Source organism: Spirosoma migulaei (genome assembly GCF_054776855.1).
Window position 1 is genome coordinate 777,990 of sequence record NZ_BAAHBG010000010.1, and the last position, 23,421, is coordinate 801,410.

Annotated in this window: 21 protein-coding genes; 16 read left to right on the forward strand and 5 right to left on the reverse strand. The window is 48.2% G+C overall.

Translation table 11 applies throughout. From position 1 onward, the window contains the following. The first annotated feature begins 4 nt into the window (after nt 1-4). Nucleotides 5-148 (forward strand): hypothetical protein, encoded by a 144-nt coding sequence (locus tag ACYVGO_RS13750; protein WP_460969743.1) that lies wholly within the window; start codon nt 5-7, stop codon nt 146-148. A 2-nt stretch (nt 149-150) separates the two neighbouring features. On the opposite strand, the gene ACYVGO_RS13755 is transcribed toward ACYVGO_RS13750, so the two are convergent. After that, nucleotides 151-606 carry a hypothetical protein gene (locus tag ACYVGO_RS13755; RefSeq protein WP_460969744.1) on the reverse strand — a complete coding sequence of 152 codons (456 nt, stop codon included), beginning with the start codon at nt 604-606 and terminating at the stop codon, nt 151-153. Between the two features lie 108 nt (nt 607-714). Between ACYVGO_RS13755 and ACYVGO_RS13760 the strand changes: the two genes are divergently transcribed. Together ACYVGO_RS13760 and ACYVGO_RS13765 are read left to right on the forward strand one after the other, a co-directional pair. Further along, on the forward strand, nt 715-1,224 hold the full coding sequence (locus ACYVGO_RS13760; RefSeq protein WP_460969745.1) for a GNAT family N-acetyltransferase: 510 nt from the start codon (nt 715-717) through the stop codon (nt 1,222-1,224). A 60-nt stretch (nt 1,225-1,284) separates the two neighbouring features. Next, nucleotides 1,285-1,818, forward strand: coding sequence for a hypothetical protein (locus tag ACYVGO_RS13765; protein WP_460969746.1), 534 nt, complete (start codon nt 1,285-1,287; stop codon nt 1,816-1,818). Nucleotides 1,819-1,825: 7 nt separating this feature from the next. Here ACYVGO_RS13765 and ACYVGO_RS13770 read toward each other — a convergent pair whose 3' ends face one another. Together ACYVGO_RS13770 and ACYVGO_RS13775 are read right to left on the reverse strand one after the other, a co-directional pair. Then, nucleotides 1,826-5,395, reverse strand: coding sequence for a carboxypeptidase regulatory-like domain-containing protein (locus ACYVGO_RS13770; RefSeq protein WP_460969747.1), 3,570 nt, complete (start codon nt 5,393-5,395; stop codon nt 1,826-1,828). A 42-nt stretch (nt 5,396-5,437) separates the two neighbouring features. Then, nucleotides 5,438-5,761 (reverse strand): putative quinol monooxygenase, encoded by a 324-nt coding sequence (locus ACYVGO_RS13775; RefSeq protein WP_460969748.1) that lies wholly within the window; start codon nt 5,759-5,761, stop codon nt 5,438-5,440. Nucleotides 5,762-5,927: 166 nt separating this feature from the next. On the opposite strand from ACYVGO_RS13775, the gene ACYVGO_RS13780 reads away from it, so the two are divergent. From ACYVGO_RS13780 to ACYVGO_RS13825, 10 genes are all read left to right on the forward strand, one after another. Next, a complete protein-coding gene (locus ACYVGO_RS13780) occupies nt 5,928-6,899 on the forward strand; it encodes an aldo/keto reductase (protein WP_460969749.1) in 972 nt (323 codons plus the stop codon). A 123-nt stretch (nt 6,900-7,022) separates the two neighbouring features. Further along, on the forward strand, nt 7,023-7,706 hold the full coding sequence (locus ACYVGO_RS13785) for a response regulator transcription factor (RefSeq protein ID WP_460969750.1): 684 nt from the start codon (nt 7,023-7,025) through the stop codon (nt 7,704-7,706). Continuing rightward, nucleotides 7,703-8,959 carry a sensor histidine kinase gene (locus tag ACYVGO_RS13790; RefSeq protein WP_460969751.1) on the forward strand — a complete coding sequence of 419 codons (1,257 nt, stop codon included), beginning with the start codon at nt 7,703-7,705 and terminating at the stop codon, nt 8,957-8,959. The genes ACYVGO_RS13785 and ACYVGO_RS13790 overlap by 4 nt, the downstream gene beginning before the upstream one ends. A gap of 181 nt (nt 8,960-9,140) precedes the next feature. After that, nucleotides 9,141-9,560, forward strand: a complete 420-nt coding sequence (locus tag ACYVGO_RS13795; RefSeq protein ID WP_460969752.1) for a PqqD family protein — start codon at nt 9,141-9,143, stop codon at nt 9,558-9,560. Nucleotides 9,561-9,565: 5 nt separating this feature from the next. Next, nucleotides 9,566-10,627, forward strand: a complete 1,062-nt coding sequence (locus tag ACYVGO_RS13800; RefSeq protein WP_460969753.1) for a hypothetical protein — start codon at nt 9,566-9,568, stop codon at nt 10,625-10,627. After that, complete coding sequence (locus tag ACYVGO_RS13805; RefSeq protein WP_460969754.1) at nt 10,608-11,351, forward strand: glycosyltransferase family 2 protein; 744 nt, start codon at nt 10,608-10,610, stop codon at nt 11,349-11,351. The genes ACYVGO_RS13800 and ACYVGO_RS13805 overlap by 20 nt, the downstream gene beginning before the upstream one ends. Further along, complete coding sequence (locus ACYVGO_RS13810) at nt 11,348-12,031, forward strand: glycosyltransferase (protein ID WP_460969755.1); 684 nt, start codon at nt 11,348-11,350, stop codon at nt 12,029-12,031. The genes ACYVGO_RS13805 and ACYVGO_RS13810 overlap by 4 nt, the downstream gene beginning before the upstream one ends. 6 nt (nt 12,032-12,037) lie before the next feature. After that, nucleotides 12,038-13,180 (forward strand): nucleotidyltransferase family protein, encoded by a 1,143-nt coding sequence (locus tag ACYVGO_RS13815; protein ID WP_460969756.1) that lies wholly within the window; start codon nt 12,038-12,040, stop codon nt 13,178-13,180. A gap of 3 nt (nt 13,181-13,183) precedes the next feature. After that, nucleotides 13,184-13,990, forward strand: a complete 807-nt coding sequence (locus ACYVGO_RS13820) for a lipid II flippase family protein (protein WP_460969757.1) — start codon at nt 13,184-13,186, stop codon at nt 13,988-13,990. Nucleotides 13,991-14,086: 96 nt separating this feature from the next. After that, on the forward strand, nt 14,087-16,282 hold the full coding sequence (locus ACYVGO_RS13825) for a TonB-dependent receptor (RefSeq protein WP_460969758.1): 2,196 nt from the start codon (nt 14,087-14,089) through the stop codon (nt 16,280-16,282). 38 nt (nt 16,283-16,320) lie between these two features. Here ACYVGO_RS13825 and ACYVGO_RS13830 read toward each other — a convergent pair whose 3' ends face one another. Beyond that, nucleotides 16,321-18,339, reverse strand: coding sequence for a hypothetical protein (locus ACYVGO_RS13830; RefSeq protein WP_460969759.1), 2,019 nt, complete (start codon nt 18,337-18,339; stop codon nt 16,321-16,323). Nucleotides 18,340-18,484: 145 nt separating this feature from the next. Here ACYVGO_RS13830 and ACYVGO_RS13835 point away from each other — a divergent pair, with 145 nt between their 5' ends. The 3 genes from ACYVGO_RS13835 to ACYVGO_RS13845 all read left to right on the forward strand — a co-directional run bounded on the left by ACYVGO_RS13835 (nt 18,485) and on the right by ACYVGO_RS13845 (nt 22,328). Further along, nucleotides 18,485-18,637, forward strand: a complete 153-nt coding sequence (locus ACYVGO_RS13835) for a hypothetical protein (protein ID WP_460969760.1) — start codon at nt 18,485-18,487, stop codon at nt 18,635-18,637. Between the two features lie 86 nt (nt 18,638-18,723). Beyond that, nucleotides 18,724-19,722 (forward strand): ATP-binding protein, encoded by a 999-nt coding sequence (locus ACYVGO_RS13840; RefSeq protein ID WP_460969761.1) that lies wholly within the window; start codon nt 18,724-18,726, stop codon nt 19,720-19,722. Continuing rightward, the gene (locus tag ACYVGO_RS13845; RefSeq protein WP_460969763.1) at nt 19,701-22,328 is read left to right on the forward strand and encodes a tetratricopeptide repeat protein; all 2,628 of its coding nucleotides are present in this window, start codon (nt 19,701-19,703) and stop codon (nt 22,326-22,328) included. The genes ACYVGO_RS13840 and ACYVGO_RS13845 overlap by 22 nt, the downstream gene beginning before the upstream one ends. A gap of 73 nt (nt 22,329-22,401) precedes the next feature. On the opposite strand, the gene ACYVGO_RS13850 is transcribed toward ACYVGO_RS13845, so the two are convergent. Next, nucleotides 22,402-23,124 (reverse strand): SDR family oxidoreductase, encoded by a 723-nt coding sequence (locus tag ACYVGO_RS13850; protein ID WP_460969764.1) that lies wholly within the window; start codon nt 23,122-23,124, stop codon nt 22,402-22,404. Nucleotides 23,125-23,421 lie beyond the last annotated feature (297 nt).

A 23,421-nucleotide genomic window follows, 5' to 3' on the forward strand; every position in this document is an offset into this window, starting at 1 on the left:
AGTAATGAGGAACGGAACGATGGTGACCGAAAAGAATGCTGACGCCTGGTTCACAATGGATTGGAACCGCGATTTGGAACTACTGGATGACCAGACCTTTAACATTGGTCGCTACCTAAAAGACGAGGGCATTCAGGTAACCGAATGATTTCATTTACGCTTTAGCCATCTATACGCAGCAGCCGTTGCCAGGCCACCAACCAGATACCAGCCAATAGTCATAGCTGCCGTAGCTGGTGTTCGGCTACTGGGTGCTGTTCCCAAGCCCAACGGCCCAGGCAACCCTACTGCCCCTACGCCCGCAACGAGCCCCAGAGCCGTTCCAGCCAGTACTGCATCTTTTGGTTTGGCTAGTCCAATCAGACTGTAATAAAGCATGTTCGATACGAGGTCCCCGCCTAGCGCCCAGTCGTGAAGTTCCTCATCGGCCGGTGGTTCAGCATCAACGGTGCCCATCACTTTTTTAATGGCTCGCATGCCCAGGATGTCGGCCCGAGGGGCCTCATCAATGAATTGGCGGGCCGTTTCGTGGAGTACTGTCAGCGCGCAGGCACCAACCAAACCACTACCCAACGATTGCAGGATTTTCTTGTTTAGCTTTGTCATACGTGCTTAACTTGTGAGCCAGTCGAAATGTTAGGCATCTTCAATAACGCTTTTGGTGTACCTGAACGCCGGGCAACTGTGACAACCCTCCAACAACCTGTTTTTTTGATGCAATTCTCTTTCCGAAACGACCAGCCTGAGCTAGCCTTTAATGTACTCCGCGAAGTAGGCCAATGGCTCGTCGACAGTGGCCAGGAACTCTGGCAGATCGACACACTTACGCCCGAAAATCTGCTGGATGAGTATACAACGGGCAATCTCTATGTGCTGTACGCCGATCGTGAAGATAGTGCCGAACCAGAACCTGCCGGCGTGTTTATTCTGCAATGGGAAGACCCGCTTTACTGGCCCGATGTGCCCGCCAACACCTCAGGCTTTATTCACAAATTAGCTATACGACGAGCGTTTGTCGGTCAGAATCTATTTGCCGCCATCATTGATTTTTGCCGGACGGAGTGTCTTCAGCGAGGCATTAAAATCCTGCAACTTGAAACCGACGCCACCCGCCCTAAACTGATGCAGTTTTACGAACGCTACGGCTTTCAACCCACCTACCAGCGTCAGATTCATGAATTTGGGCAAACATTTTTGTGTCAGTATTATGTAATGATGTTTTAGGGGCACTGGCACAAGTAAATACTCGTGCCAGCGACTCTTAAGTAGCTTTAAGCTGTTTCTATGCGCCCGTTTTCGTTTGTCATCTTACTACTACTTGCCGGATTAACAGGCTGTCAGTCAAGTTCGCAACCCGAGCCAGTGCAGTATAGCGTGCCAGTGGAGGTTGAACCGTATCTAAAATCATTTCGGGATGAAGCCGCTAAACGAAATAAGGTCGTTTCAACGGCGAATCTGATCGTTACATTCGGGACGGTACTAACCGAAGACGTTTGCGGACAATGCATTCTGGAAAATGGCAAAACACCTCGAATTATTCTTAATGCCGACGATTTCTGTTGGAAAACAGCCAGTACCAATGAACGGGAGTGCCTGGTATTTCATGAACTTGGCCATTGCCTGCTCAATCGGGCACACAAAACGGAGAAGTTTACAAATGGCCTGTATGTCAGTCTGATGAATCCCGACAATGTGGCCGTGTATGCGACTTGCCGCTATCCGATTGGGGGCGATGAATGCGATAAACGCGACCGTCGGGATTATTATATCAACGAACTATTTGAGCCTGCAACCCCTACGCCAGTCTGGGGAAAGTAACAGTTGCTCATTGCACCTGAATCAGTTTGGTAACGGCTATCGGTCGGCCTGTATCCGTGATCCCCTGTAGGGTCACGCGTACTGTGCGAACAACATCCGACAACGGAAATATCAACTGACTGTGTCCCTGGCTATCCGTTTGCATCAGAGGTTTCCAGTAGAGTACATCCCGGCGATCAATCCGATCCGATAACGTACCCGGCTGCGTTTCGGTAGCATATTTTGGCAAATAAAACTCCCGCTGAACCGACGCGTAGCCAATAAGTTGTAAGGGTTTCATTCCCCCTTTTGCTGCGCTTTTTTGTTGATCAGGCCGGAATCGTTTCGTGTAAAAAGCAATGACGCCATTACCACCCCGAACGCCATAGATACCCGCAGTACCACCATTTTTCAATACTTCAATGCGCTCAATATCACCCGGATTGAACGAAAGCAGCGCCGTACCATCGTTATCCTGAATAGTCATACCATCGAGCAAGTACAGGGGTTGGGAGCCACTCTTCAGTGTACCAACGCCCCGAATAACGACTTGATAGCTACCGGTTAAAGGTTGTTGTGTAATGTTTACTCCCGCTACTCTCCCCCGCATCATTTCGTAGAGGTTAGCGAATCGGGGCGATGTTTCATCAAACGTAAGGGTAGCGTCGGCTTCACTGTGTAAGCTCGACCGCTGAATATCGCCAGGCCGGTCATCCAGTTTTCTTGCCCGCACGGTTACGGCCTTCAAAAGCTTGGCCGTTTTATCCCGATATAGATCGCTATCATTTTCCTGGCGACGCCGGGCAGCCTCTAACTGGGCATGCAACATAGCCCAATTGGAATGCACATTCACGGTATCGACTTGCCACGATACCCACGGTCCCTCCAGAATCAGATGCGCATCTTTATCCGCAAAGTTTTTCAGTTGGTGATCCGCGAGTTGGGTCATCAATTGTATGGTATCGGCAATCTCCAGACCGGCCAGCCGAAACCGCCCCTTATCATTCGTTCCTGCTGACCGCACGAATGAATGTTCTGCCACCGTAGACGCTACCATGACCTGTGCTCCCGAAATAGGTTGATTTTTTGCGTTCAGCACTCGTCCCATCAACGATACTCCGCCCATCAGTTCAGTAGCGGGCGTACCACTCACTCGGCGCCAACCCTGCGTTAGCAGCAGATCATCGGTGGCCCGGCGTGTTTCGGGTGAGTTGTCTTTCACGTAAAAATTAGGAAATTCGACGCGTCCACGTAGTTCGCCCGTCAGCAATATGTGTGTTTTAATCGTAGCCGCAGCGGTATCCTCAGGGACTTGTCCAGCATCGGTAATAGACGCCGACAGGGCAGCCATAGCAGGTAATCCCTCGTCATTCAGGTTGATACTCAGAATTGCCCGTTCCCGGGGTTGATAGTGCGGTTTATTTAACTCGATGAGTACCCGAACAGGCAACAACTGCTCGCTTATAAATACCAAGCGTTCAGCCTGCGGGTGGGCCGCTGCGTCGAACAATGTAATCTGAACAAGACCGGGGGGAAAGGGCTCCGTTGGTAAAGTAACGCGCGCCAGTCCGTTTTGCAACAGGATTTTCCGTTGGTCGAACAAGCGCCCCTGTTGCTGAAACAACACGTAAACGGAATCAATTGACGGCCTATTGGTACCCGTAATCGTTAAAGCCAGTAGATTAGTATCGCTAACAGCATCAGCTGACAGCACGAGGCCTTCGGATTCAGCCGGAGGGAGCAGAACAACCTGGTGTTGATTATTATAGACTACATCAGCATAATACTTTTTACCAGCTTCGGGCGTCATACTAAAACTACCCATTCCATACGGGTTGATGTTCAGGTGGCAAACCTCTTTACCCTCATTTGTCACAACCAACCCTGAGGCCGGTATTCCATGGCCTTCCGAATCTGTGACTTTAATGCCTAATCGGGCTGGCAGTCCCGTTATCCATCGTCCACCTTCGGGCAGTACCTGAACATCCAACGGTTTGGACTCGGAGTCAACTCCTTTGGGAGGGGTGCTCTGAAACAGATTAGTAATGGCAATCGTGCGTTCAAAAGCAGGCCGACGCTGCCCATCGTCTTCATCGGTATAAGCCCTCAACCGATACGTACCAGAGACCAAAGAATCTGATAGCCGAAAATTGCCTGCCGCACGGCCATCGGCTACGCGTAGCCACTGATGTTGTACCAGTTTCCCACTGGGTGTCAGCAAGTCAACATGGATAGCAGTTTCACCCAGGGGACGGCGGTTTGTGGCGGCATCGAGCAGATAAGCACTTAACCACATCCGGTCGCCAGTGGCATAAAAGGGTTTATCGTTGTGTACAAACAGAATCGGTGCCAATGCCTGGAACCGTTCATTAAATGCCGTTGCGATCCGCTTTTGTCGGGCGTCGGGCAGCAGAAATTTCCCCTGAGTCACCTGCGCGACTGTAGCAGTTGTGCTGGTTGTCGGATCAGCATCTGGTTTCGGTGGTTGCCAATCGGCAGGCAACATTGTGGATAGGCGGTCGTCAGATAATGATCCCGATGCAACCATACCATTCGGCATTGTAATGGTCCCATCTGTTGTCAGTTGTATTTCGCCAGTAGGTAGTTTAATTTCTGAATAGGCATAGCGTGCATCTGAATAGGGCGAATAGAACGAGGTTGCATTTGTATAAAAAACGATCAGTGTTTTATCCGATAGTAATCGTCGCTCAAACGGCAAGCGCCCCGGCTGTATTAATTCCTTTACTTTTAAGGGTTTCAGATGGCCTTTCGTCGTATCTGTAGCAATAGAACCAGCCAAAACGATACGGTTGGAGATTGTTCTCATCGGCAATACATCCGGATTTTCCTGATACACCATAAAGCCTTCCCGTTCGTAGTTACCATCAACTAAACTGGCCATTAAATGCCGGGTTGAGCCTTTGTAGGCAAATAGTCTGTTCCGTCGGAAGCGTTTTGCCTGCCGTTCATCAGCAGCTTTCATCTCGTCAAAATGTACCGTACCTGCATAGAACACTCGTTTGAACGACCCATCGAAATACAGGAGCTCATACCTTAATTTATACCCTAATGCCTGGTTTTCAATTAGAATTGGCTCAGTAGCCGTTGCTTTCAGATGACCATCTTCTTCGTTGAAACTAAGCGCATCGCTATTCAGAATCAGGCATTGGCTCCCAAAGGGTTCCCCGAGCAATTGTCGTTTAAACTGCCTGAGGTGCCGTTCCCATTTCTTCTGATTGCCACGAACGGTTACGGTAAGCAGGGTCTGATCGCTTGGTTTCAGGCGAAAATTAGCTCTGTTCTCCTGGCCAGTTGTTAAGCGTAAAGAGGCCCGTTGGGGTTGGTAGCCAACAAAAGAAGCCACAATCTCTACGGTACCCAGTGGTACACCCGTGAGCGAATAATAGCCTTGTTCATTGGTCAATGTGCCGCGCGTACTCCCGTTCAGATATACGTTGGCGAAGGGCATTGGTTTGCCGGTAGTGGCATCGGCTACGGAGCCCGTTAGTGTAGTCGTGGCAGTTTGGGCAAACGCCTGTGGGGCCAGCCCATTCAGCAGGCAGATAGTCAGATAAACGACAGATAGCCAGCGACTCATGAGAAGTTAACAGTTAGTTTTTCGGTATGGAGAAGACATTCACTAAGTGATTTTACTCATACGGTCAAAAGGGATTACCTCTTCCAGTTTTTCGCCCGAAAAGGCCACTGTCCGCTCGGCAAATAAGGCCTTTGTTGCTGCCCAGGTCGTACGAAACAGATCGCTTTGTCGGTAGGCTTCGAGCGCTTCGGCCGATGACCACAGGCTATAGGTCATCCGGACATTGGGGTGGTCGGGGTCGCGTAGAAGCTCCAGATGACAGTTGCCCGGAAATGAGCGAATGTGCTGTTTGGAAGCATCAAAAATGGCATGAAAGTCAGCGAGCTTACCTTCCTGAAACGTCATACGAACAATACGAACCAGCATAGTCTTTTACGATTTGTATCTAGTTGAACCCAGAGAGAAAGAGAACACTAAGTTTTTTATTAGTAATTCGCCCACTAACTTACTTTATACTTTTGATGACGCAGTGTTCTTTGTAGTATAATGATAAATTGTACACTGCTCTGTGTTTAAATAAAACCCTTACTTCATGAATTACCGTACATTTGGCCGAACGGGCTGGCAAGTTTCTGAAATTGGCTATGGTATGTGGGGCCTCGCTGGCTGGACTGGCTCCGACAAACAGGAAGTGCTACGTGCCCTCCAACGCTCCGTTGAACTGGGCTGCAATTTTTTCGACACCGCCTGGGCCTACGCCGATGGCGTTAGCGAAGAAATCCTTAATCAACTACTGAAAAACAACACCGACAAGCAGTTGTATGCCGCCACCAAGATTCCACCCAAAAATCGTAAATGGCCATCGAAACCGGATTTTAAACTGGAAGATGTCTTCCCGGCCGATTACATTGTAGAATACACCGAAAAAAGTCTGAAGAATCTCGGTGTCGAAACCATTGATTTGCAGCAGTTTCACGTCTGGGAAGACAGTTGGGCCAACCACGACGAATGGCAGGAAGCCGTCACGAAGCTCACCCAGCAGGGTAAAGTTCGGGCGTGGGGCGTTTCGGTGAATCGCTGGGAACCAGACAATTGCCTGAACACGATCCGCACAGGGCTCATTGATGCGGTGCAGGTCATTTACAACATCTTCGACCAGAATCCGGAAGATAATCTGTTTCCACTTTGCCGCGAAATGAACATCGGCGTCATTGCCCGTGTCCCGTTCGATGAGGGCACCCTTACCGGCACGTTCACGAAAGAAACTACGTTTCCGGCCAGCGACTGGCGTTCGACTTATTTCGTGCCCGAGAACCTGAACAGCAGCGTCGACCATGCCGATGCCCTCAAGCCCCTTATCCCGGCCGGCATGACCATGCCCGAAATGGCCCTTCGCTTCATCCTGAGCAATCCCGATGTGCATACGACCATTCCCGGTATGCGCCAGATTCGAAATGTAGAGGCTAATACCGCAGCGAGTGATGGAGCTGGTTTATCGCCTGAATTATTACGTGAATTGAAAGGTCACCGCTGGGATCGTACCCCTACTGAGTGGAGCCAGTAATAATGTAGAATGGATAATGAATAATGTAGAATGAACAATGCAGAATGCAGAATGCAGAATGAACAGGTAATTCATTACCCATTTTACATTATTCATTATTCATTCTACAGTCTACTTTTCGGAATGAAAATTCTTTTAGTCGAAGACGAGCCTGATTTACAGAAAGCCGTATGCCAGTATCTGGAAAGTGAAGGGTATACAGTCACTACGGCCGACACGTACCAGCAGGCTACTGAAAAAGCTCACGACTATGACTACGACTGTATTGTGGTCGATTTGATGCTGCCCGGCGGAAACGGCCTCGATCTGGTTCGGGCGCTGAAACGGCGGCAGTCAACGGCGGGCATTATTGTCGTAACAGCTAAAGATGCTCTGGCCGACAAACTCACGGGTCTCGATGCTGGGGCCGATGATTACCTGACCAAACCCTTTCACCTGCCCGAATTAAACGCCCGGCTACGATCCGTACTTCGCCGACGACTGTTTGGTGGGCAGGCGCAGGTGCAGGCGGGGGATATTACGCTCTGGCCCGACCAGCAGCGGGTGAGCATCCACGATACCGATCTAAAATTAACGGGCAAAGAGTATGAGCTCCTGTTGTTTTTAGTCACGAATGCCGAGCGACTCTTATCAAAATCGGCGATTGCCGAACACGTTTGGGGCGATGCTATGGATGCTGCCGACTCGCATGAGTTTCTGTACACCCACGTCAAAAATCTGCGTCGGAAATTGATTAACGCGGGTTGTCCCGATTATATCCAGACACGCTACGGTGCAGGCTACGTTTTCTCGACCCGAACGCCATGAGTCTGCTTAATCAAACCGCCCGTTATCTGCTGCTAACAGCACTGGCTATTGCGCTGATTGGGTCGGTGGGATTTTACGCGCTTATCCACCGAAAAATCCGGCACGAGGTCGATGAGATTCTAACGGCAGAAGTAAAACAAGCCAGGCAACGGCTCCAGCATCAATCCTTCGATCAGTTTTCTGATTGGGATGATAACCCACACATTGAGCGCACTCGAACGTCGATCTGCCCTGAATTTACGGATATTGTTCTGCTCGATTCGTTAGATCATAATGAACCGATTCAGATGCGCCAGCTCAGGCAAACGGTGTCGGCAAAAGGACAGACGTATCTGATAACCGTCCGGCAGCCTTACTATGAGTTCAATGAACTAGCACGCGAGATGTCAGTGGGTATCATTCTTGGCTTACTGATCCTTATGGCGTTGTCGGTTCCCGTAGGCTTGGGGCTATCCCGCCGATTGTGGAGCCCATTTTATGCCACAATTGATCAGCTCGGCAGTTTCCGGCTCGATCGAGCCATCGACCAGCCTTTTCCCGAAAGTCGGGTTCAGGAGTTTAGTTTGCTCAGTCAGTCACTCAGCGAACTCACCCAGAAACTACGCCGACAGTTCTCGTTGCAGAAACAGTTCACCGAAAACGCATCGCACGAACTGCAAACACCGCTGGCCGTAGCCTCGGCAGAATTAGATTTCCTGATGCAGTCGGAACGGCTCAATGAAGTTGACCACGCCCACCTGCAACGGGCCACCGATGCACTCAGCCGACTAAGTCAGTTGAACCGTTCGCTCCTACTGCTCGCACAGGTTGAGAATGATCAGTTTTCGGCCGATGAGCCACTGGATTTGAGCGCATTAGTAACTCAACACATTGATGAGTATGAACCCTTCTTCGAGCACAAAAGCATGGTAGTTGACCGGTCAATCGCTCCTGGTGTACTGCTACATGTAAACCGGCAGCTAGCGAGCGTGCTCGTTACTAACCTGCTTAAAAATGCGGCACGGCATGGCTCGGCTGGCGGTTTCATTTATATTGACTTAACCACAAATGAGCTAACAATTTGCAATACAGGCGATCCACTCCCTTTCCCTGAGAGTCAACTCTTCAATCGATTTGTTAAAAACCCAGCCCGGCCCGACTCGACAGGCTTAGGACTGGCTTTAGTGAAACAGATTGCAGACCGTTACGGCTTACAACTACAATATAAGTATCATACTGCTAAAAACACCCATTTATTTATATTAACTTGGTAACTCATAATGCAAACCTAGAGGTTAATCAATAGATACATAAGTAACTCTCATAATCGAGTAAGGTGCATTATTGAGCGGAGACTTCATTTTTCAACAAAATCTTACAATTGGACACATTAACTAAATTGTTCCTTCCTTACCTTTGACAACCCTACCGTATCCCTACTTACATCGACTTGTTATGATAGTCAACCAATACATCATATCTCCTGCTATTGTTAGTGAAAATTTCGATAACGAGGTAATTATTGTCAACATGAGCCGGGGACATTATTATAGCCTCCGCGATTCTTCCTTTCATGTTTGGCAAGGGCTCGAATCGGGTCTTTCTCCAGAAGCCCTACTCGCTCATCTGACCAGTATATATGGAGTTGATACCGAAACGCTCCGCCAGCCCATTAGCCATTTCCTGAACCAACTCGAAGCAGAAGGCTTAATTCTTGAGGGCATCCCTGCTAACGTTAACAGCCCATCAATATCCCTGAACCCACAACCGTTTACGCCCCCTACTCTGGAGGTTTATACCGATATGGCTGATTTGCTGGCCCTTGACCCAATCCACGATGTTAGCCCAGTTGAAGGATGGCCCATTAAGAAATAACAGCCATGCAAACTCTAGCGGCCCTCCCAACTGCTCAGGCGTTTACGCAACAGCTTCTGGATCGTTGTTTGTCAAATCGACAGCAACCCTCTGCCCGCTCATTCCATTTTGGAAGCACAACACTAAACGTGGCTTTTATCGGAACAAATCATGCTGATTTTTTCACCAATGCCATTGCTCATCGGGAAATCCCTTCCAGCCCGGCAGATCTGACCGTTTTTGTCATAGACTATAAAACGTCGACCATCATGTTGCCCCCTCCCTGCTGGGACTGGCAGCAGGCAGATGGGCATGGAACGATTCACGGCTTAACAGATGGCTACGCGGGTTATTTCCAGCAGGATACCGGCGTATTTACTTGGGTAGCATATGCAGAACAGATCGCCATTGTGTGGGGAACCGACTTGGCAACATTGCCCGAGTGGGAACGAAGTTTTCCGTTTCGTTATGTACTGCACAAATGGCAGGAACGTACGAGTCGGTATGTGCTGGTTCACGCAGGGGCGGTTGGCACAGTATCCGGTGGGGTTTTGCTGACGGGTGCCGGTGGTGCCGGAAAATCGACCAGTACACTGGCTTGTATCAACACAGCTCTTCACTACGCTGGTGATGATTTTGTGATGATTGACCTGGAGGCCTTGTTTGTACACAGTTTGTACAATGTTGCCAAGCTCAATGTGGATAACCTGCATCGTTTCCCACATTTTCAGCCACTGGTAGCTAATCCAGATGCAGCATTGGATCAAAAATTTCAGGTCTATCTGCATCAACACTATCCGGAGGCTGTCACGGCGGGTTTTCCGCTGAAAGCCATTATGCTCCCTCGTTTCTCGGGCACGACAACCACTACAATTCGATCAGCAACGCCCGCCGAAGCCCTTAAAGCGCTGGCCCCATCCACCCTTGCTCTCCTGCGTGCCGATCAGCGTACCTTCCAGAAAATGAGTCAACTGGTTCACAAGCTGCCGCTTTTCTGGCTAGAGACAGGTACTGATCTGACCCAGATTCCGGAACAAATTCTCAACACGTTACAATCCCTGTCAACTCATGAACCAGCCACTCGTTAGTGTTATTATGCCGGTTTATAATGCCGAGCGTTTCGTGGCGGAGGCAATTGCCAGTGTCCTGAATCAGGGAATCGAGTCTGTTGAAATCATTTGCGTAGACGACGGTTCAACCGATCAGTCAGCAGCTATTGTGCAGTCATTCGGACCCGTAGTACGATACTATCGCCAGGAAAACCAGGGACCAGCTGCTGCCCGTAACAACGCCTTTTCTTTCGTCAGGGGGCAGTTTGTCACGTTTCTGGATAATGATGACTTATTCCCGGCCTATAAATTAACACGCCAACTAGCTCTTTTTGAGGCCGATCCATCGCTGGAAGTCGTATTTGGAAAAACCCAGTATGTATTTCTGGATGGCTCCAATCCCGAACGGTTTCATTTCCCGGATCAAACGCAAACGGTCTGGAATATTCTGTTAGGTGCAGGGCTCTTCCGTACTGACGTGTTTCACCGAATTGGCTTATTCAACGAAGAGCTAAAAATTGGGGAAGACCTGGATTGGTATAACCGGGCCAAAGAACAGGGTGTACACATTCAAACAACAGACGATGTCATGCTGCTCTATCGCCATCATGATACTAACTATACCCGCGATCAGGACCTTGTTAAAAGCACATTACTGAAAGCAATTAAATACTCGCTCGACAGACGACGTAGTGATGCGGGAGTTCGTACCCTGCCCAAATTCGCTGATTTCCGACAATCGCCAAATTCCGATACCCAATGAGTTTATCCATCAGTGTTGTAATTCCGGTGTATAATGCGGCACCCTACGTTGTGGAATGTATCGAGTCTGTCCTGGCACAGACTCGTCAAGCCGATGAAATCATTGTGATCAACGATGGGTCAACCGATCCGTCGCTTGAAAAATTAGCGTCCTATGCCCAAAATTCTCTGATACAATTACACACGCGCGAAAACCGGGGCGTTGCGTATACCTTAAATGAAGCGATAGATCTGGCCTCGGGCGATCTGGTTGCATTTCTGGACGCCGACGATGTCTGGGTTCCGGATAAGCTGCGTCAGCAGATCGCTTATTTACAAAGTCAGCCTGCAGTCGATGCTTGTTTTGGGCATGTCCGGCAATTTATCAGTCCCGACTTACCAGCTGATGTGCAGGCTGGCATTAGCTGCCCGCCACAACCACAACCCGGCTGGTTAAAGCAAACAATGCTGATCCGGCGGTCGGTGTTTGACAAAACGGGTCGGTTCAATACGGCCTACCATACCGGTGACTTTATCGACTGGTTTATTCGTGCTAAAGAAGCTGGCCTGCAATACCACATGCTCCCCAGCACAGTAGCCCTCCGGCGCCTACATCGTAATGGCCTGGCCTCGCAGGTACAATACCAGAAAGAGTTTGCCCATATTTTGAAAGCCGCTCTTGATCGACGCACCATTCACTAATTCCTTATGACCCGCAGCTTTACCCAATTCGACATCCATCCTGAACAGGTTCTTTTACTAAAAGCGGCCCTATTTCCGGCAAACGAAGCACTTTCTTGCTGGCAACTCTGGAAAAAAGCCCGACAGCTGGACCAATTCACAGCCACCAATGAGAACCTGCTACCCAGTATTTTCGATCCGCTCGATGGCGATTCGCAACGGTTGATGCCTCTAGTGTACCGCAATCTGGAGAAGTCCGGTGATCCACTGATTCCGCACCTGCGAGGTATTTACCGGTACACCTGGATGACCAACCAGCGTTTTTTGGAGAAAATGAAGCAGGTGATTAATACATTGCATCAGGCGAAAATTGATACGGTTGTACTGAAGGGAATACCGCTTTCACTCCTGTATTACAAGGATATGGGTGTTCGGCTGATGTATGACCTGGACGTGCTAGTACCAACTACCGAGGCAGATCAGGCTTTACAAGTGCTTCTGGCAGCTCCTCTTGATCTACAATCAAGCAAGTTCGAGTATACATACCGCCATCTACACCATGCCATGCATTTGTGGGATACTCGAAAAGTGGATGTTGATTTACACTGGAATGTTTTATCTCAGCACGCTTACATGGGAGCAGATACCTCATTCTGGGCATCAAAACAGCCACTGGCTCTAACGAACAGTCTGTTCACAAATACGCTATCGCCAACCCATCAGTTATTTCACAATTTCGTTCACGGGTTTGGCTGGAATACAACGGAACCACCCCCTATACGTTGGATAGCCGATAGTTATGTCATTTATACAAAATCCGACATTACGATCAACTGGCATGCTTTGCTGGATATGGCAGAAGGGTTTCAGCTTACTTATCCAATTCGGCAATCTCTACGCCTATTGCAGGCTCAATTTCAGCTGGCTTTGCCTGTTGATGTGCATGAGCGATTAGAACAGATGCCGCTGAGCAGCGTTGAAAAGTCGTACTTTACTTTAGTGCGAAAAAAATCATCGAATCTGGTTAGCAAAGTGATTCGCGGCTTAAAGAGAAATCAGTTGGCCTATCAGTTATTTAGAAAAGGGAAACCTGTTCCTCCAATAAGTCACTGGATGTATGATCAGATACGGTTCCGGCTCGACTGGCCCAAACGTGATTTACCCTATTAATTGATGAGTACTCAGATTGCCCTGGTGGCATTGCTTACGTTTGTCATTCATCTAATAGCGAGCCTGTCTCTCGGTGTGCGGATTGTTGGCCTACGAACGTTGCGTTGGGCCGTCTCCTTCGCGCTCTTCAATGTTATGGTGCTCGTATCGCGCTTAGCAAACACCTTACAGGCTCCATTACTGGCCAAAACTGTTGAAACAAATATTCGGGCGGGCCGTTTTGATGAAATCGCAGATTTTCGGTGGATTATTAGCTTTGCTACACTCGCTACGCTGGTGGCTGGGGTATTTTTCCCCTCGTTTCAGCGGCTTATGACTCGAGCGGTCGATAGCTACTACCATCACCGTTCGATCGGAAAGTTGATCGTTCGGAGCGTTTCGCCCCGAGTCATGCACTCTATTCCAATGTATTTGAAATGGCCTGATCAGGCTAACTGGCAGACTGTTAGCAAAAATAGAAATGTACCTTTTTCTATTTTTGTACTCAATGTACTGGCCAACGCTATTATCACAATAAGTGTGTTGGCAACACTTTATGCTGGCTATCTGAATCCAAGCCTACGCTCAACAGCCGCGTCCATGTCGGGACTAATTAATGGAATTGCGACGCTTATGCTCGTACTTTTTATTGATCCGACTATCGCCCTGCTTGCTGATGAGGTAGGAGCCGGTCGATACAGTGAAGGCTATTTCCGACGCTATATTATCCTGATTCTGTTCGCCCGAGTATTAGGCACAATTCTAGCTCAGTTTTTACTGGCCCCATTCGCCTATCTAATTATTTGGGTTGCCGAAAACCTGTATGGATAACGTCTACCAAAGACGTTTTCTAGCTGGACCTTAAGCCGTTCTTCAAATTCTCTTCATAATTCACCCTTTACTTGCCGATAAATTCTGCAAGTACTGATGAAAGTTATCCTTCTTTTTACGCTATTCATTGTGGCCATTGCGCCAGCTTTCGGCCAGACCAGCCGTATTGTTCGGGTCGAAGACAGCCTAACTCATGAACCCGTTATTGCCGCTACGGTTCGTACCCTTACGAAGCCAGTGATTGGTGCCGTTACGGACGTTACAGGCATTGCCCGTATGACCAACTTACCCGCCGATGTTAAAAACCTAACCGTGAGTGCTGTGGGTTATGAAACAGAACAATTTTCGATACCGGTTGGGACCGATACGCTTGTGTTTCGGCTGAAAGCGGTCGTTGAAGCCATCGACGAAGTGACTGTAACGGGAACACGCACCAACTCCCGCATCGAGGATTTACCCATCAAGGTCGAAGTACTGGGGCAGGAAGACATGGATGAGGAAAGCGCGGTAGTGCCCGGAAACGTGAGTAGTATTCTGGGCGACATTTCGATCATTCACGTTCAGCGAACATCGGCCGTTAATGGTAATCAGGCCATTCGAATGCAGGGACTTGACCCCAAATACACGCAGATTTTACGGGATGGTCTGCCCTTGTACGAAGGATTTTCGGGGAACCTTGGCGTCCTGCAGATTCCACCGCTCGATCTGAAGCAGATCGAAGTTTTTAAAGGCTCTGTATCAACGCTCTACGGTGGAGGAGCCATTGGGGGTATGATCAACATCGTCTCCAAATCGCCCACCTCCGAGAAACCCGAATTTACGGCCCTGCTCAACCGGTCGAATCTGAAAGAAACCAACCTCAATGCCTATTATTCGCAGCGCTACGGAAAAACGGGCCTGACGCTATTTACGGGTTATACAAATCAACAGGCTGTCGATGTAACGGGTGATGGGTTTACGGATAGTCCGCAGATTAAGCAGTTTAATTTCCATCCCAAGTTTTTCTATACTCCATCCGATCGGACAAAACTTAACCTTGGCTACGCCTTCATCAAGGAACACCGGGAAGGCGGCTACCTACCTGCTCTGGAAGGCGCTCAACCGAACGGCTACCAGAACATCACCGACCTGCAACGCCACACCGTTGATTTTGACGCGAGTCATAGTACGTCGGAACAAAACACGCTGACGCTGAAAGGAGCCGTCAGTACGTTCCATCGGCAGAATACCGATTACCAGAAACTATCGGATGGGCGGCAGTCGTCGATTTACCTGGAAGGCAATGATCTTGCCCAATTCGGGAAGCATAAGCTTATTGTTGGCGCTAACCTGACTGTTGAAGCGTTCCGCAAGAACCCAGATAGCACCCGGCTTGTCGACTACACGTATCAAACAATCGGTGGGTTTGTACAGGACGATTGGCAAGTGGGCGAAAAGGTAGCCATACAGGCCGGGTTACGCCTGGATCATCACAATACGTTTGGCAGTTTCCTGTTGCCGCGGCTGTCGGTCAAGCTGAAACCTGCCGAACCCTGGACCGTGCGTTTGAGCGTTGGAACGGGTTACAAAACGCCCAATTTATTCGTAAATCAAACACCCGGCGCGTTGAATGTTAGTCTGATTTTTCCGCGTTTGCTACCCATTGATGTGAACACAGTGAAAGCAGAAAAGTCCGTTGGGGCCAATATTGATATTGCGTATGCCAAATCGTTCGAAAGTGGCTTTTCGGTTCAGGTCGACCAGGCGTTGTATTACACCTACGTCAATTCGCCGGTGGTATCGGCCTTTGCCAGCACATCGAGTAATCTAGGCGCTTATACACAACTGATCAACGCGCCTTACAACATTCTAAGCCTGGGAACCGACACCTACGTTCGGTTAGAATACAAGGCTTACGAACTGTATTTCGGTTACAACCACACCCTCGCCTGGCGCGACGGTCCAACTGATAACACCTATTTACCGCTGGCACCGCAGGACAAATTCTCAACGACCGTAGCCTGGGAAAACGACCACTTCCGGTTTGGTATCGAAACCAGCTACGTCGGTACACAATATCTTTACAACAACCAGAAAGTAGCGAATTACTGGTTCTTCGCCGGAGCCGCCGAATACCATTACAACGACCACTGGCGCCTGGTCGCGAACGCCGAAAATATGTTCAACATCAAACAGGCTAACTACGAAACCGTCGTACTCGGCAACAACCCAACGATACAGCCCACTTTCCGCCCCATCTGGGCACCACTCGAAGGCCGGATTGTGAATGTAGCGTTGAAATACACGTTATAGAGATGTATGATATAGGATGTATCCTACATCATACATCTTCACTCCACAACCAGCACTGAATGCAATGCCAACTGTGGCACTGTTACAGTCGCAATGCCATTTTCATAACGAATCGGCAAAGTTCGATTCTCGGGTTGCTGCACGATGCGCTTTGGCTTCTTATCGGTACGAAGCCGAACAGTCAGGTTAGTCAGCGCGGGAACGTCGTCGTAGGTAAAGACCTGCGGATCGGCGTGGCGACCACCCGTATTGATCAGGCTCACGGCCAGTCGGTTACGTTGTCGATTCAGGACAACATGCACAAGATGCGAACCACTTACCTCGACCACCGGCTTCGGTAGTAATGACCGAGTTAGAGATGTGATAAAGTCACGCAGTTTGGCCGATTGATGTTTCTGATAATCGAGGCTCAGGTCGGCATACACAGCCGTTAATCGACCCTGACCAACTGACGTTTCTGTCGCAATTACTCCCGGTGCTGGTCCGTCGGCCTCCGATTTAAGGAATTGATCGACGGGTTTTGTGTCTTTACCCGTAATACGAACGGGCTGGAATGGACCGGTCAACACCACCGATGCGCCGTTATGCAGTACCCATTTAGGGCCAGTCGCCAATTTTTCTGCGGGTGCAACACCTAGTTCGTGCGCAAACGATCGGGTAGTTTGGGCACCCACAAGTAGCAAATGGCCACCCTGTTTAGCATAGTCGAGAAGCTCCTGACGAAATGCCGGATCGAGAGAGTCCTGCTGCGATACGACGATAACGGGATACTGATTCAATCGGCCCCGAAGGTGTTGCTCCGACAGTACCTCAACGGGCAGCTGGGCATCTAAAAGAGCGGTCAGTACCCCGCCAATCCGCTGCGTTTGCCCGTTGCCAAACAGCGACTGATTAAATGCGCTAACCGTCGAATTTGCATAGAGAACGGCGATTTGTGGCACCGGCACACTGCCCTCGCAGAACGGCTGTCTATCTCGCACAAAGCGACTTAACCCGGCCATAACCGGCAGTTCGCGTAACCCAATAGACGCATCGTGACTCTGTTGGTAGTACGCCTGAAATCCGCCCCCGAGCGAAATGATTTCGGCCGCTTCCTGCATCAGGTGAACAGCCGACTTCTGATCACCCTGTCGGTGAACCGGGCTGAATTCATACCAGAAACTCCACGACATCAAATCCCAAGGTTTATGATAAAGTTGGCCTTGCGCAGCCATAATCCGCCCTTCCAGTGCCGCCGAGTTCACACTATTACTGGGTGTCAGATCGCCTGAAAGAAAGTCGACATTGGAGTTGATGGGTTCCGGCATCATGGACGAATAGGCCCAGTTCGACGCAATTCGGAATGTGGGTCGGTGGCGGTGAACGGCATCGACATAATGCCCCATGTACTGAATAAACGACCGACGAGCGAAGGCTTTTAACGCGCCAAAGCCCGCGTCTTTCTCTGAACGCGGCACAGTTTGGATGCCCGTCTCGGCCCGGAACTTTGCCAGCGCCGTTGGTGAGTAATCCAGCACCGTTGCCCAGCACTCTCCATCAACCCAAACGCCATCGGCACCATAGTCGGCCAACTCGTTCAGTTGCGGAATCAACAGCGAATCGACATAGGGGCCGTGAACAGAGGTTTTCGATGCATTGATACTGCCATCTGCTTTTTGAACCGCCCAGTTCGGGTGTTTCGCCAGGACAGCATCGTCGTACACGCCCGAATAATGCAGGTACAAGTCCACACCATGTTTTCGCGTAACGGACCGATAGAATGCTAATGGGTCATTCACGATATGCGGAGCCAGCGTTGCATTCGCCACCTTAGACGGGTAACTCGACACACCCGGATGCCCCTTGCAATCGATCTGAATAAAATCAGGTTTAACGGCTGTGAGCAATGAATCAAGGCTTTTTTCAGACAGGTTTCGGCCTATTAATGAGTCTGTCGCAACTGCATGAAAATCAAAATGCAGGCCGAAATACCGTTTTGAGTTAGACTTTACGTTCGACTGCGCAAGTAGCTGAAAACTGGAAAGGGCGAACAGAGATGCAAGAAGAGTGGACTTCATTTCTATGGAATTGGTCTGAACACAGGAAGAACAGCAAGCAAAAAGCATACTGTCTGTGGTTTATCGTAAAGCCTACATAAATATAAGATGATTTTATCTTACGATAAAATCATCTTATATTTACAGAGAAATAAATAAGACCCATATGAGCCCATATCTACTAACCCCCACCGCAGGTACTATCTCACCTGACAAAATTGTTGGACGCACAAAGGAAATTAATCAACTCAAGACACTACTCGAAGGCCAAAGCATTGTACTTGACGACATTCGACGTATGGGCAAGACTATGTTTTAAAAAAATTAGCCTATCTGAGCGTCGAAAATGATGAACCAAATAAAGCGATCTATTTCATCTTTCAGGGGAAGCAGAGCGTAAACTCATTGACCGATGTCCTTCTGAACGAACTACGAAGCAAAGAGAAATATGGCTGGTTAAAAGTGCATATGAACCGGTGTCATGAGCTTTACCAAAAGTTTACAGGAACGAAGGCTAGCGTAAAATACAGTGATGTTGAATTCAGCTTTTCACTGCCCGAATTCAGTAGCAAATGGGATATTGCCTTTAGGTCGTGCATCGAAGACTTAGCCGACCGGCAAGCGGAGAGAGGAGAAATGCTGACACTTATTTTCGACGAGCTACCTATCATGCTATGGGACTGGATCAGCACTGGCAAAGAACGGGATGCAATGGCCTTTTTAGACCTACTTCGCTCCATCCATTACTCCATGAAGGAAAGCAATCGTATTAGGTTTATCTTTTGTGGTTCTATTGGGATGGAAGTCGTGTTGGCAAAGCTGAAACATGAATTTCAGTACACGGGTGAGCCATTAAATTACACGAAAAAATTTCGCCTGCCTCCCATGAGTGATGTAGACGCTTCTTTTCTCTGTGAGTGTCTGTATCTGGGGAATTTCCAGTGTAAAAAGGGGATGAGCAAACCGGCTTACTTCCAAAAAATCACGGAAGCCTGCAACAACCTGCCCTACTTTATCAATGCCGTTTTCGCAACGATACAGATTGATCATGATAGTCTTATTTCTGCGCAAACCATCGAACAGTCAATCAAAACCCTATTAACCGATACGGGTAGTGCGTTTGATGTTTTCAAGCAGCTTGACGAGCGCCTAACAACATACTATCCTCAAACTACGGCCAACGTTATGCGCAGTTGTCTAAAGGCGCTGGCAAAAGCGCAAACACCCTTAGCCGAGAGTACGTTGATAAGGGAACTCCCCTTTGAGGAACACGAAACACAAATGGCCCTTGAGACACTCTGGCGGGATGAGTTATTAACCCGCACGTTCGACGAAAATGACAATCGGCAGTTTGCCTTCAAATATAACCTCATCAAACAGTGGTGGAAACTCAACAAGGCGTAGGCAATAAAGGCATCAGTACATTTCTCAGCTTCGGAGCCAAGAACGTGCAGCCCGATATTCTGGAAAAAATGCTGGTGGGGCGTCAGAAGACAGTGAATTTACTGGAGCAGTACGCTCGCGAAATAGCCCTAAATGGGGTGAATCATCAGGTATTTATTGTAGGGCCACGCGGTGCAGGCAAAACGCACATGCTGCGAGTGCTGTATTACCGTATTCATGATCTAGTGGAGAAAAAGGCGATTGTGGTATCCTATTTTGCGGAGGAGGAATACGGCATTTCCGGCTATCTCGACTTTCTTATCCGAATCATCAACGCCTTTATGCGCTGGTATGATTCCGATAAGCCAGCCTTGGAAGCTCAACTGAACATACTTCGCGAAACGCCCGAAAGCCGCCAGGAGTACGTAGCCGAAAATATCATCAGCGATTTTGTAGAAGATAAGCCATTGCTAATTTTAAGCGAAAACTTCGATACTATTCTGGAAGCTTTAGGCAAAGATGGACAATCAAAACTTCGAGCCTGGCTCTACCGCCATAATCGTATCAGCATCATTGCCACTGCTCAAGCCACCAGCCCCGACCTAGGCCGTGAAGACCGTCCATTCTATGGGTTCTTCTACACTATTACACTTAAAAAACTCACTTACGAGGAGTCCCTAGAGTTACTGAGAAATCTTGCCAAGATTGAGAAAAATCCAAAAATGATCGAGCATCTGGCCGGAAAAGGGCAGGCACAGGTTCGGGCAATTCATGAACTGATAAAAGGAAACCACCGGCTGCTAGTTACGTTCTACGAGTTTTTAAAAGCTGATACACTAGCTGAACTCTCCAAAATTTTCATGAAAACCATGAATGATCTCAAGCCTTATTATGAGACGTTTATCCGGTTTTTACCTACTCAGCAGCAGAAGATTCTATATTATTTAGCTTTAGCAAATATACCGCAAAAGGGCACGGATATCGCTAAGAACTGCTTCATTGCCACCACCTCTCTCACTAAACAACTTAGTGAGCTACAACGCCAGCACTTGGTTGATGCTCTCCCAGACCCAACAGATAGACGAAATAAACTTTACGACGTATCGGAGCCTCTGTTGCGTATTGCGATCCAGATTGGGGAGCATCGTGAGGGTGTAGCAGCCCTATTTATTGACTTTTTAGCGCGCTGTTATTCACACGAAGAAATCAAGAATCAGAAGTTTCACTTTGAAAACCTATACTTAACCGAAGTTGAACCATTAAAAAAGCAAAAGCTATACTTGGAAGTGGAAGCTCGCGACCGAGCGATGAAGTTACAGGTGGAGTTAGGAATTGTACAAAAAACTTTACCTATAAAAGCTTTGGAACAGATTAAGTTAGGAAACGTCTATAGAAAGCAAGGAAACTACGATCAAGCTGTTGAAGCATATAAAATAGCAATTCAAATAGAAGCTAACAATGAAATAATTTGGACAAATCTAGGGGCAATTTATTGTGACGATCAAGGTAATTATCCGTTAGCTATTGAGGCATTCCAGAGAGCAATTCAACTGAAGCCCGATTACGAGATGGCTTGGTATAATTTGGGAGTCACATATAGTAAGCAGGATAACTATCTAGAAGCTATTAATGCTTATAAAAAAGCGGCTCAGCTAAATTCTGGTGACGAATCAACCTGGTATAATTTAGGAAGTTTATATAGCAGATACGGCGACTATATTCAATCTATTAATTCATATATGAAAGTAATTCAGCTAAAACCCAATGATGCACTAGTTTGGAGTAATATTGGAGAAGCGTATAAAAAGCTGGGGAATTATGATCAAGCAATCGAGGCATATCACAAAGCAATTCATCTAGAACCTACTGACAAATCGAATTGGATAAATCTGGGAGTTATATATAGCAACGGAAAAGATAATAATCTCCAAGCTATTGAGGCATTCCAAAAAGCGATTCAACTAAAACCTGATGATGCAACAGCTTGGGATAATATTGGAATCGCTTATGGTAAGCACGGCAACTATATTCAATCCTCTAAAGCTCTTCACAAAGCAATTGAATTAAGGCCCCATCATGCAGAAACTTGGTATAATCTCGGTGTTCTTTATACTCGAACAAATGATTACTTGGAAGCTATTAATTCTTTTAAAAAAGCAATTCAACTAAATATAAGAGATGAAAGAGTTTGGGGTAATTTAGGCATTGCCTATGCAAAACAAGGTGACCATTTGCAAGCCATTGAAGCTTTTCAAAAATCCATTCAGTTAAATCCCTCTTCAGAAAAGGCTTGGTATAATATAGGCATCAATTATAATCAGCAAGGCAATCAGATCAAAGCCATTAAAGCTTACCAAAAAGCAATTGAACTGAATCCAAATGCCAGTATGGCGATTAATAAGCTAGAGAAGGTAATCATAAGTTACTTACAACCCCAGACTATCGAATCTGAGCTTGCCAACTTAGAAACATGGCTGCAAAATCACACTGGCTTTGAGATCACGACTAAATACGTTAATGTATACCGTCGGTTAAATTTCAACAACGATGAAAAAGCTCTTTATGAATTACCCAAAGAGCAACGTATCTTCTTCGAGCGAGAAATTCTGAAAAGGCCAACCGAATAAATAGCACGAACGGGAGAAAGGAATCTAAGCATTTCCTTTCTCCCGTTCCTCCATCCTCCCTTTTCTCCCCAAATTAATACTCCTGCGACAACGGGTGCACCATAAACTCATCAATCACCACATGAGCCGGGCGGCTGACGATAAACAGCATCGACTCGGCCATGTCTTCGTTTTGGAGCCAGCTGCCTCGTGAATCCTCGCGATGGCCTTTCGCGTGGAAATTTGAGTCTACCAGACCAGAATACACGCCTGTTACTTTGATGCCAAACGACCGAACTTCCTTCCGCAACGCGCCGGTGAACGCTTCCTGCGCATACTTGCTGGCGGTATACAGCGACCCACCCGCAAACGTGCGCTTGGCTACGTCCGATGCGACTACCACAATATGGCCCGAACCCTGTGCTTTCAGGCTTGGCAAAGCGGCTTTGGTTAGAATGAAGGTACCTTTTACATTGGTTGCCATCAGGTCATCCCACTCGCTGACGGTGAGTTCGTCAACGTTTCTGAAGACCCCGTAGCCCGCGTTGTTGATGACGATGTCAATGTGCTTGAACTGATCAAGGGCCGTTTTTACGACGGCTTCCATATCCGATTCGCTGGTAACGTCGCCGGGTACGGCTACGATTTTACCGCGCGTGTGGCCTTCAGCAGCTTGTTTTTCGAGTTGTTGTAGCTCTTCGACGTTGCGGGCCGTTACGACGACATTGGCACCGTGTTCAGCTAAGAGCAAGGCGGTTGCCCGACCAATACCTCGTGAGGCACCGGAAATAATGATGGTTTTGTTTTCTACGGTCATAGGATTTTTTAAACGTAAAGGTCGCAAAGGATAGTGCAAAGGTCGCAAAATTCAACTTTTAGTAGGGCCAATCCCATAAAACGGCCATTTAATCAATGAAAGATTTTTTTTAGACGAGTCTAAAACCAATTATAGAACGCCTGCGTATCTTTGGTACAGCTTTGATAGAGTGATTCCCGCGAGTTAATGATCGGTTTGCTCCACATACATCGGTTGCGCGTAGCCCGTTTGCTGCTTGGCCTCCGGGCTGTAGGTTAGTAGGCAGCGAAGGCAAAATAGGAGGAGCCGCAGTGCGGT

Coding starts and splice junctions, on each gene's coding strand:
- ACYVGO_RS13750 (WP_460969743.1), top strand. CDS start 5: ATGAGGAACGGAACGATGGTGACCGAAAAGAATGCTGACGCCTGGTTC.
- ACYVGO_RS13755 (WP_460969744.1), bottom strand. CDS start 606: ATGACAAAGCTAAACAAGAAAATCCTGCAATCGTTGGGTAGTGGTTTG.
- ACYVGO_RS13760 (WP_460969745.1), top strand. CDS start 715: ATGCAATTCTCTTTCCGAAACGACCAGCCTGAGCTAGCCTTTAATGTA.
- ACYVGO_RS13765 (WP_460969746.1), top strand. CDS start 1,285: ATGCGCCCGTTTTCGTTTGTCATCTTACTACTACTTGCCGGATTAACA.
- ACYVGO_RS13770 (WP_460969747.1), bottom strand. CDS start 5,395: ATGAGTCGCTGGCTATCTGTCGTTTATCTGACTATCTGCCTGCTGAAT.
- ACYVGO_RS13775 (WP_460969748.1), bottom strand. CDS start 5,761: ATGCTGGTTCGTATTGTTCGTATGACGTTTCAGGAAGGTAAGCTCGCT.
- ACYVGO_RS13780 (WP_460969749.1), top strand. CDS start 5,928: ATGAATTACCGTACATTTGGCCGAACGGGCTGGCAAGTTTCTGAAATT.
- ACYVGO_RS13785 (WP_460969750.1), top strand. CDS start 7,023: ATGAAAATTCTTTTAGTCGAAGACGAGCCTGATTTACAGAAAGCCGTA.
- ACYVGO_RS13790 (WP_460969751.1), top strand. CDS start 7,703: ATGAGTCTGCTTAATCAAACCGCCCGTTATCTGCTGCTAACAGCACTG.
- ACYVGO_RS13795 (WP_460969752.1), top strand. CDS start 9,141: ATGATAGTCAACCAATACATCATATCTCCTGCTATTGTTAGTGAAAAT.
- ACYVGO_RS13800 (WP_460969753.1), top strand. CDS start 9,566: ATGCAAACTCTAGCGGCCCTCCCAACTGCTCAGGCGTTTACGCAACAG.
- ACYVGO_RS13805 (WP_460969754.1), top strand. CDS start 10,608: ATGAACCAGCCACTCGTTAGTGTTATTATGCCGGTTTATAATGCCGAG.
- ACYVGO_RS13810 (WP_460969755.1), top strand. CDS start 11,348: ATGAGTTTATCCATCAGTGTTGTAATTCCGGTGTATAATGCGGCACCC.
- ACYVGO_RS13815 (WP_460969756.1), top strand. CDS start 12,038: ATGACCCGCAGCTTTACCCAATTCGACATCCATCCTGAACAGGTTCTT.
- ACYVGO_RS13820 (WP_460969757.1), top strand. CDS start 13,184: ATGAGTACTCAGATTGCCCTGGTGGCATTGCTTACGTTTGTCATTCAT.
- ACYVGO_RS13825 (WP_460969758.1), top strand. CDS start 14,087: ATGAAAGTTATCCTTCTTTTTACGCTATTCATTGTGGCCATTGCGCCA.
- ACYVGO_RS13830 (WP_460969759.1), bottom strand. CDS start 18,339: ATGAAGTCCACTCTTCTTGCATCTCTGTTCGCCCTTTCCAGTTTTCAG.
- ACYVGO_RS13835 (WP_460969760.1), top strand. CDS start 18,485: ATGAGCCCATATCTACTAACCCCCACCGCAGGTACTATCTCACCTGAC.
- ACYVGO_RS13850 (WP_460969764.1), bottom strand. CDS start 23,124: ATGACCGTAGAAAACAAAACCATCATTATTTCCGGTGCCTCACGAGGT.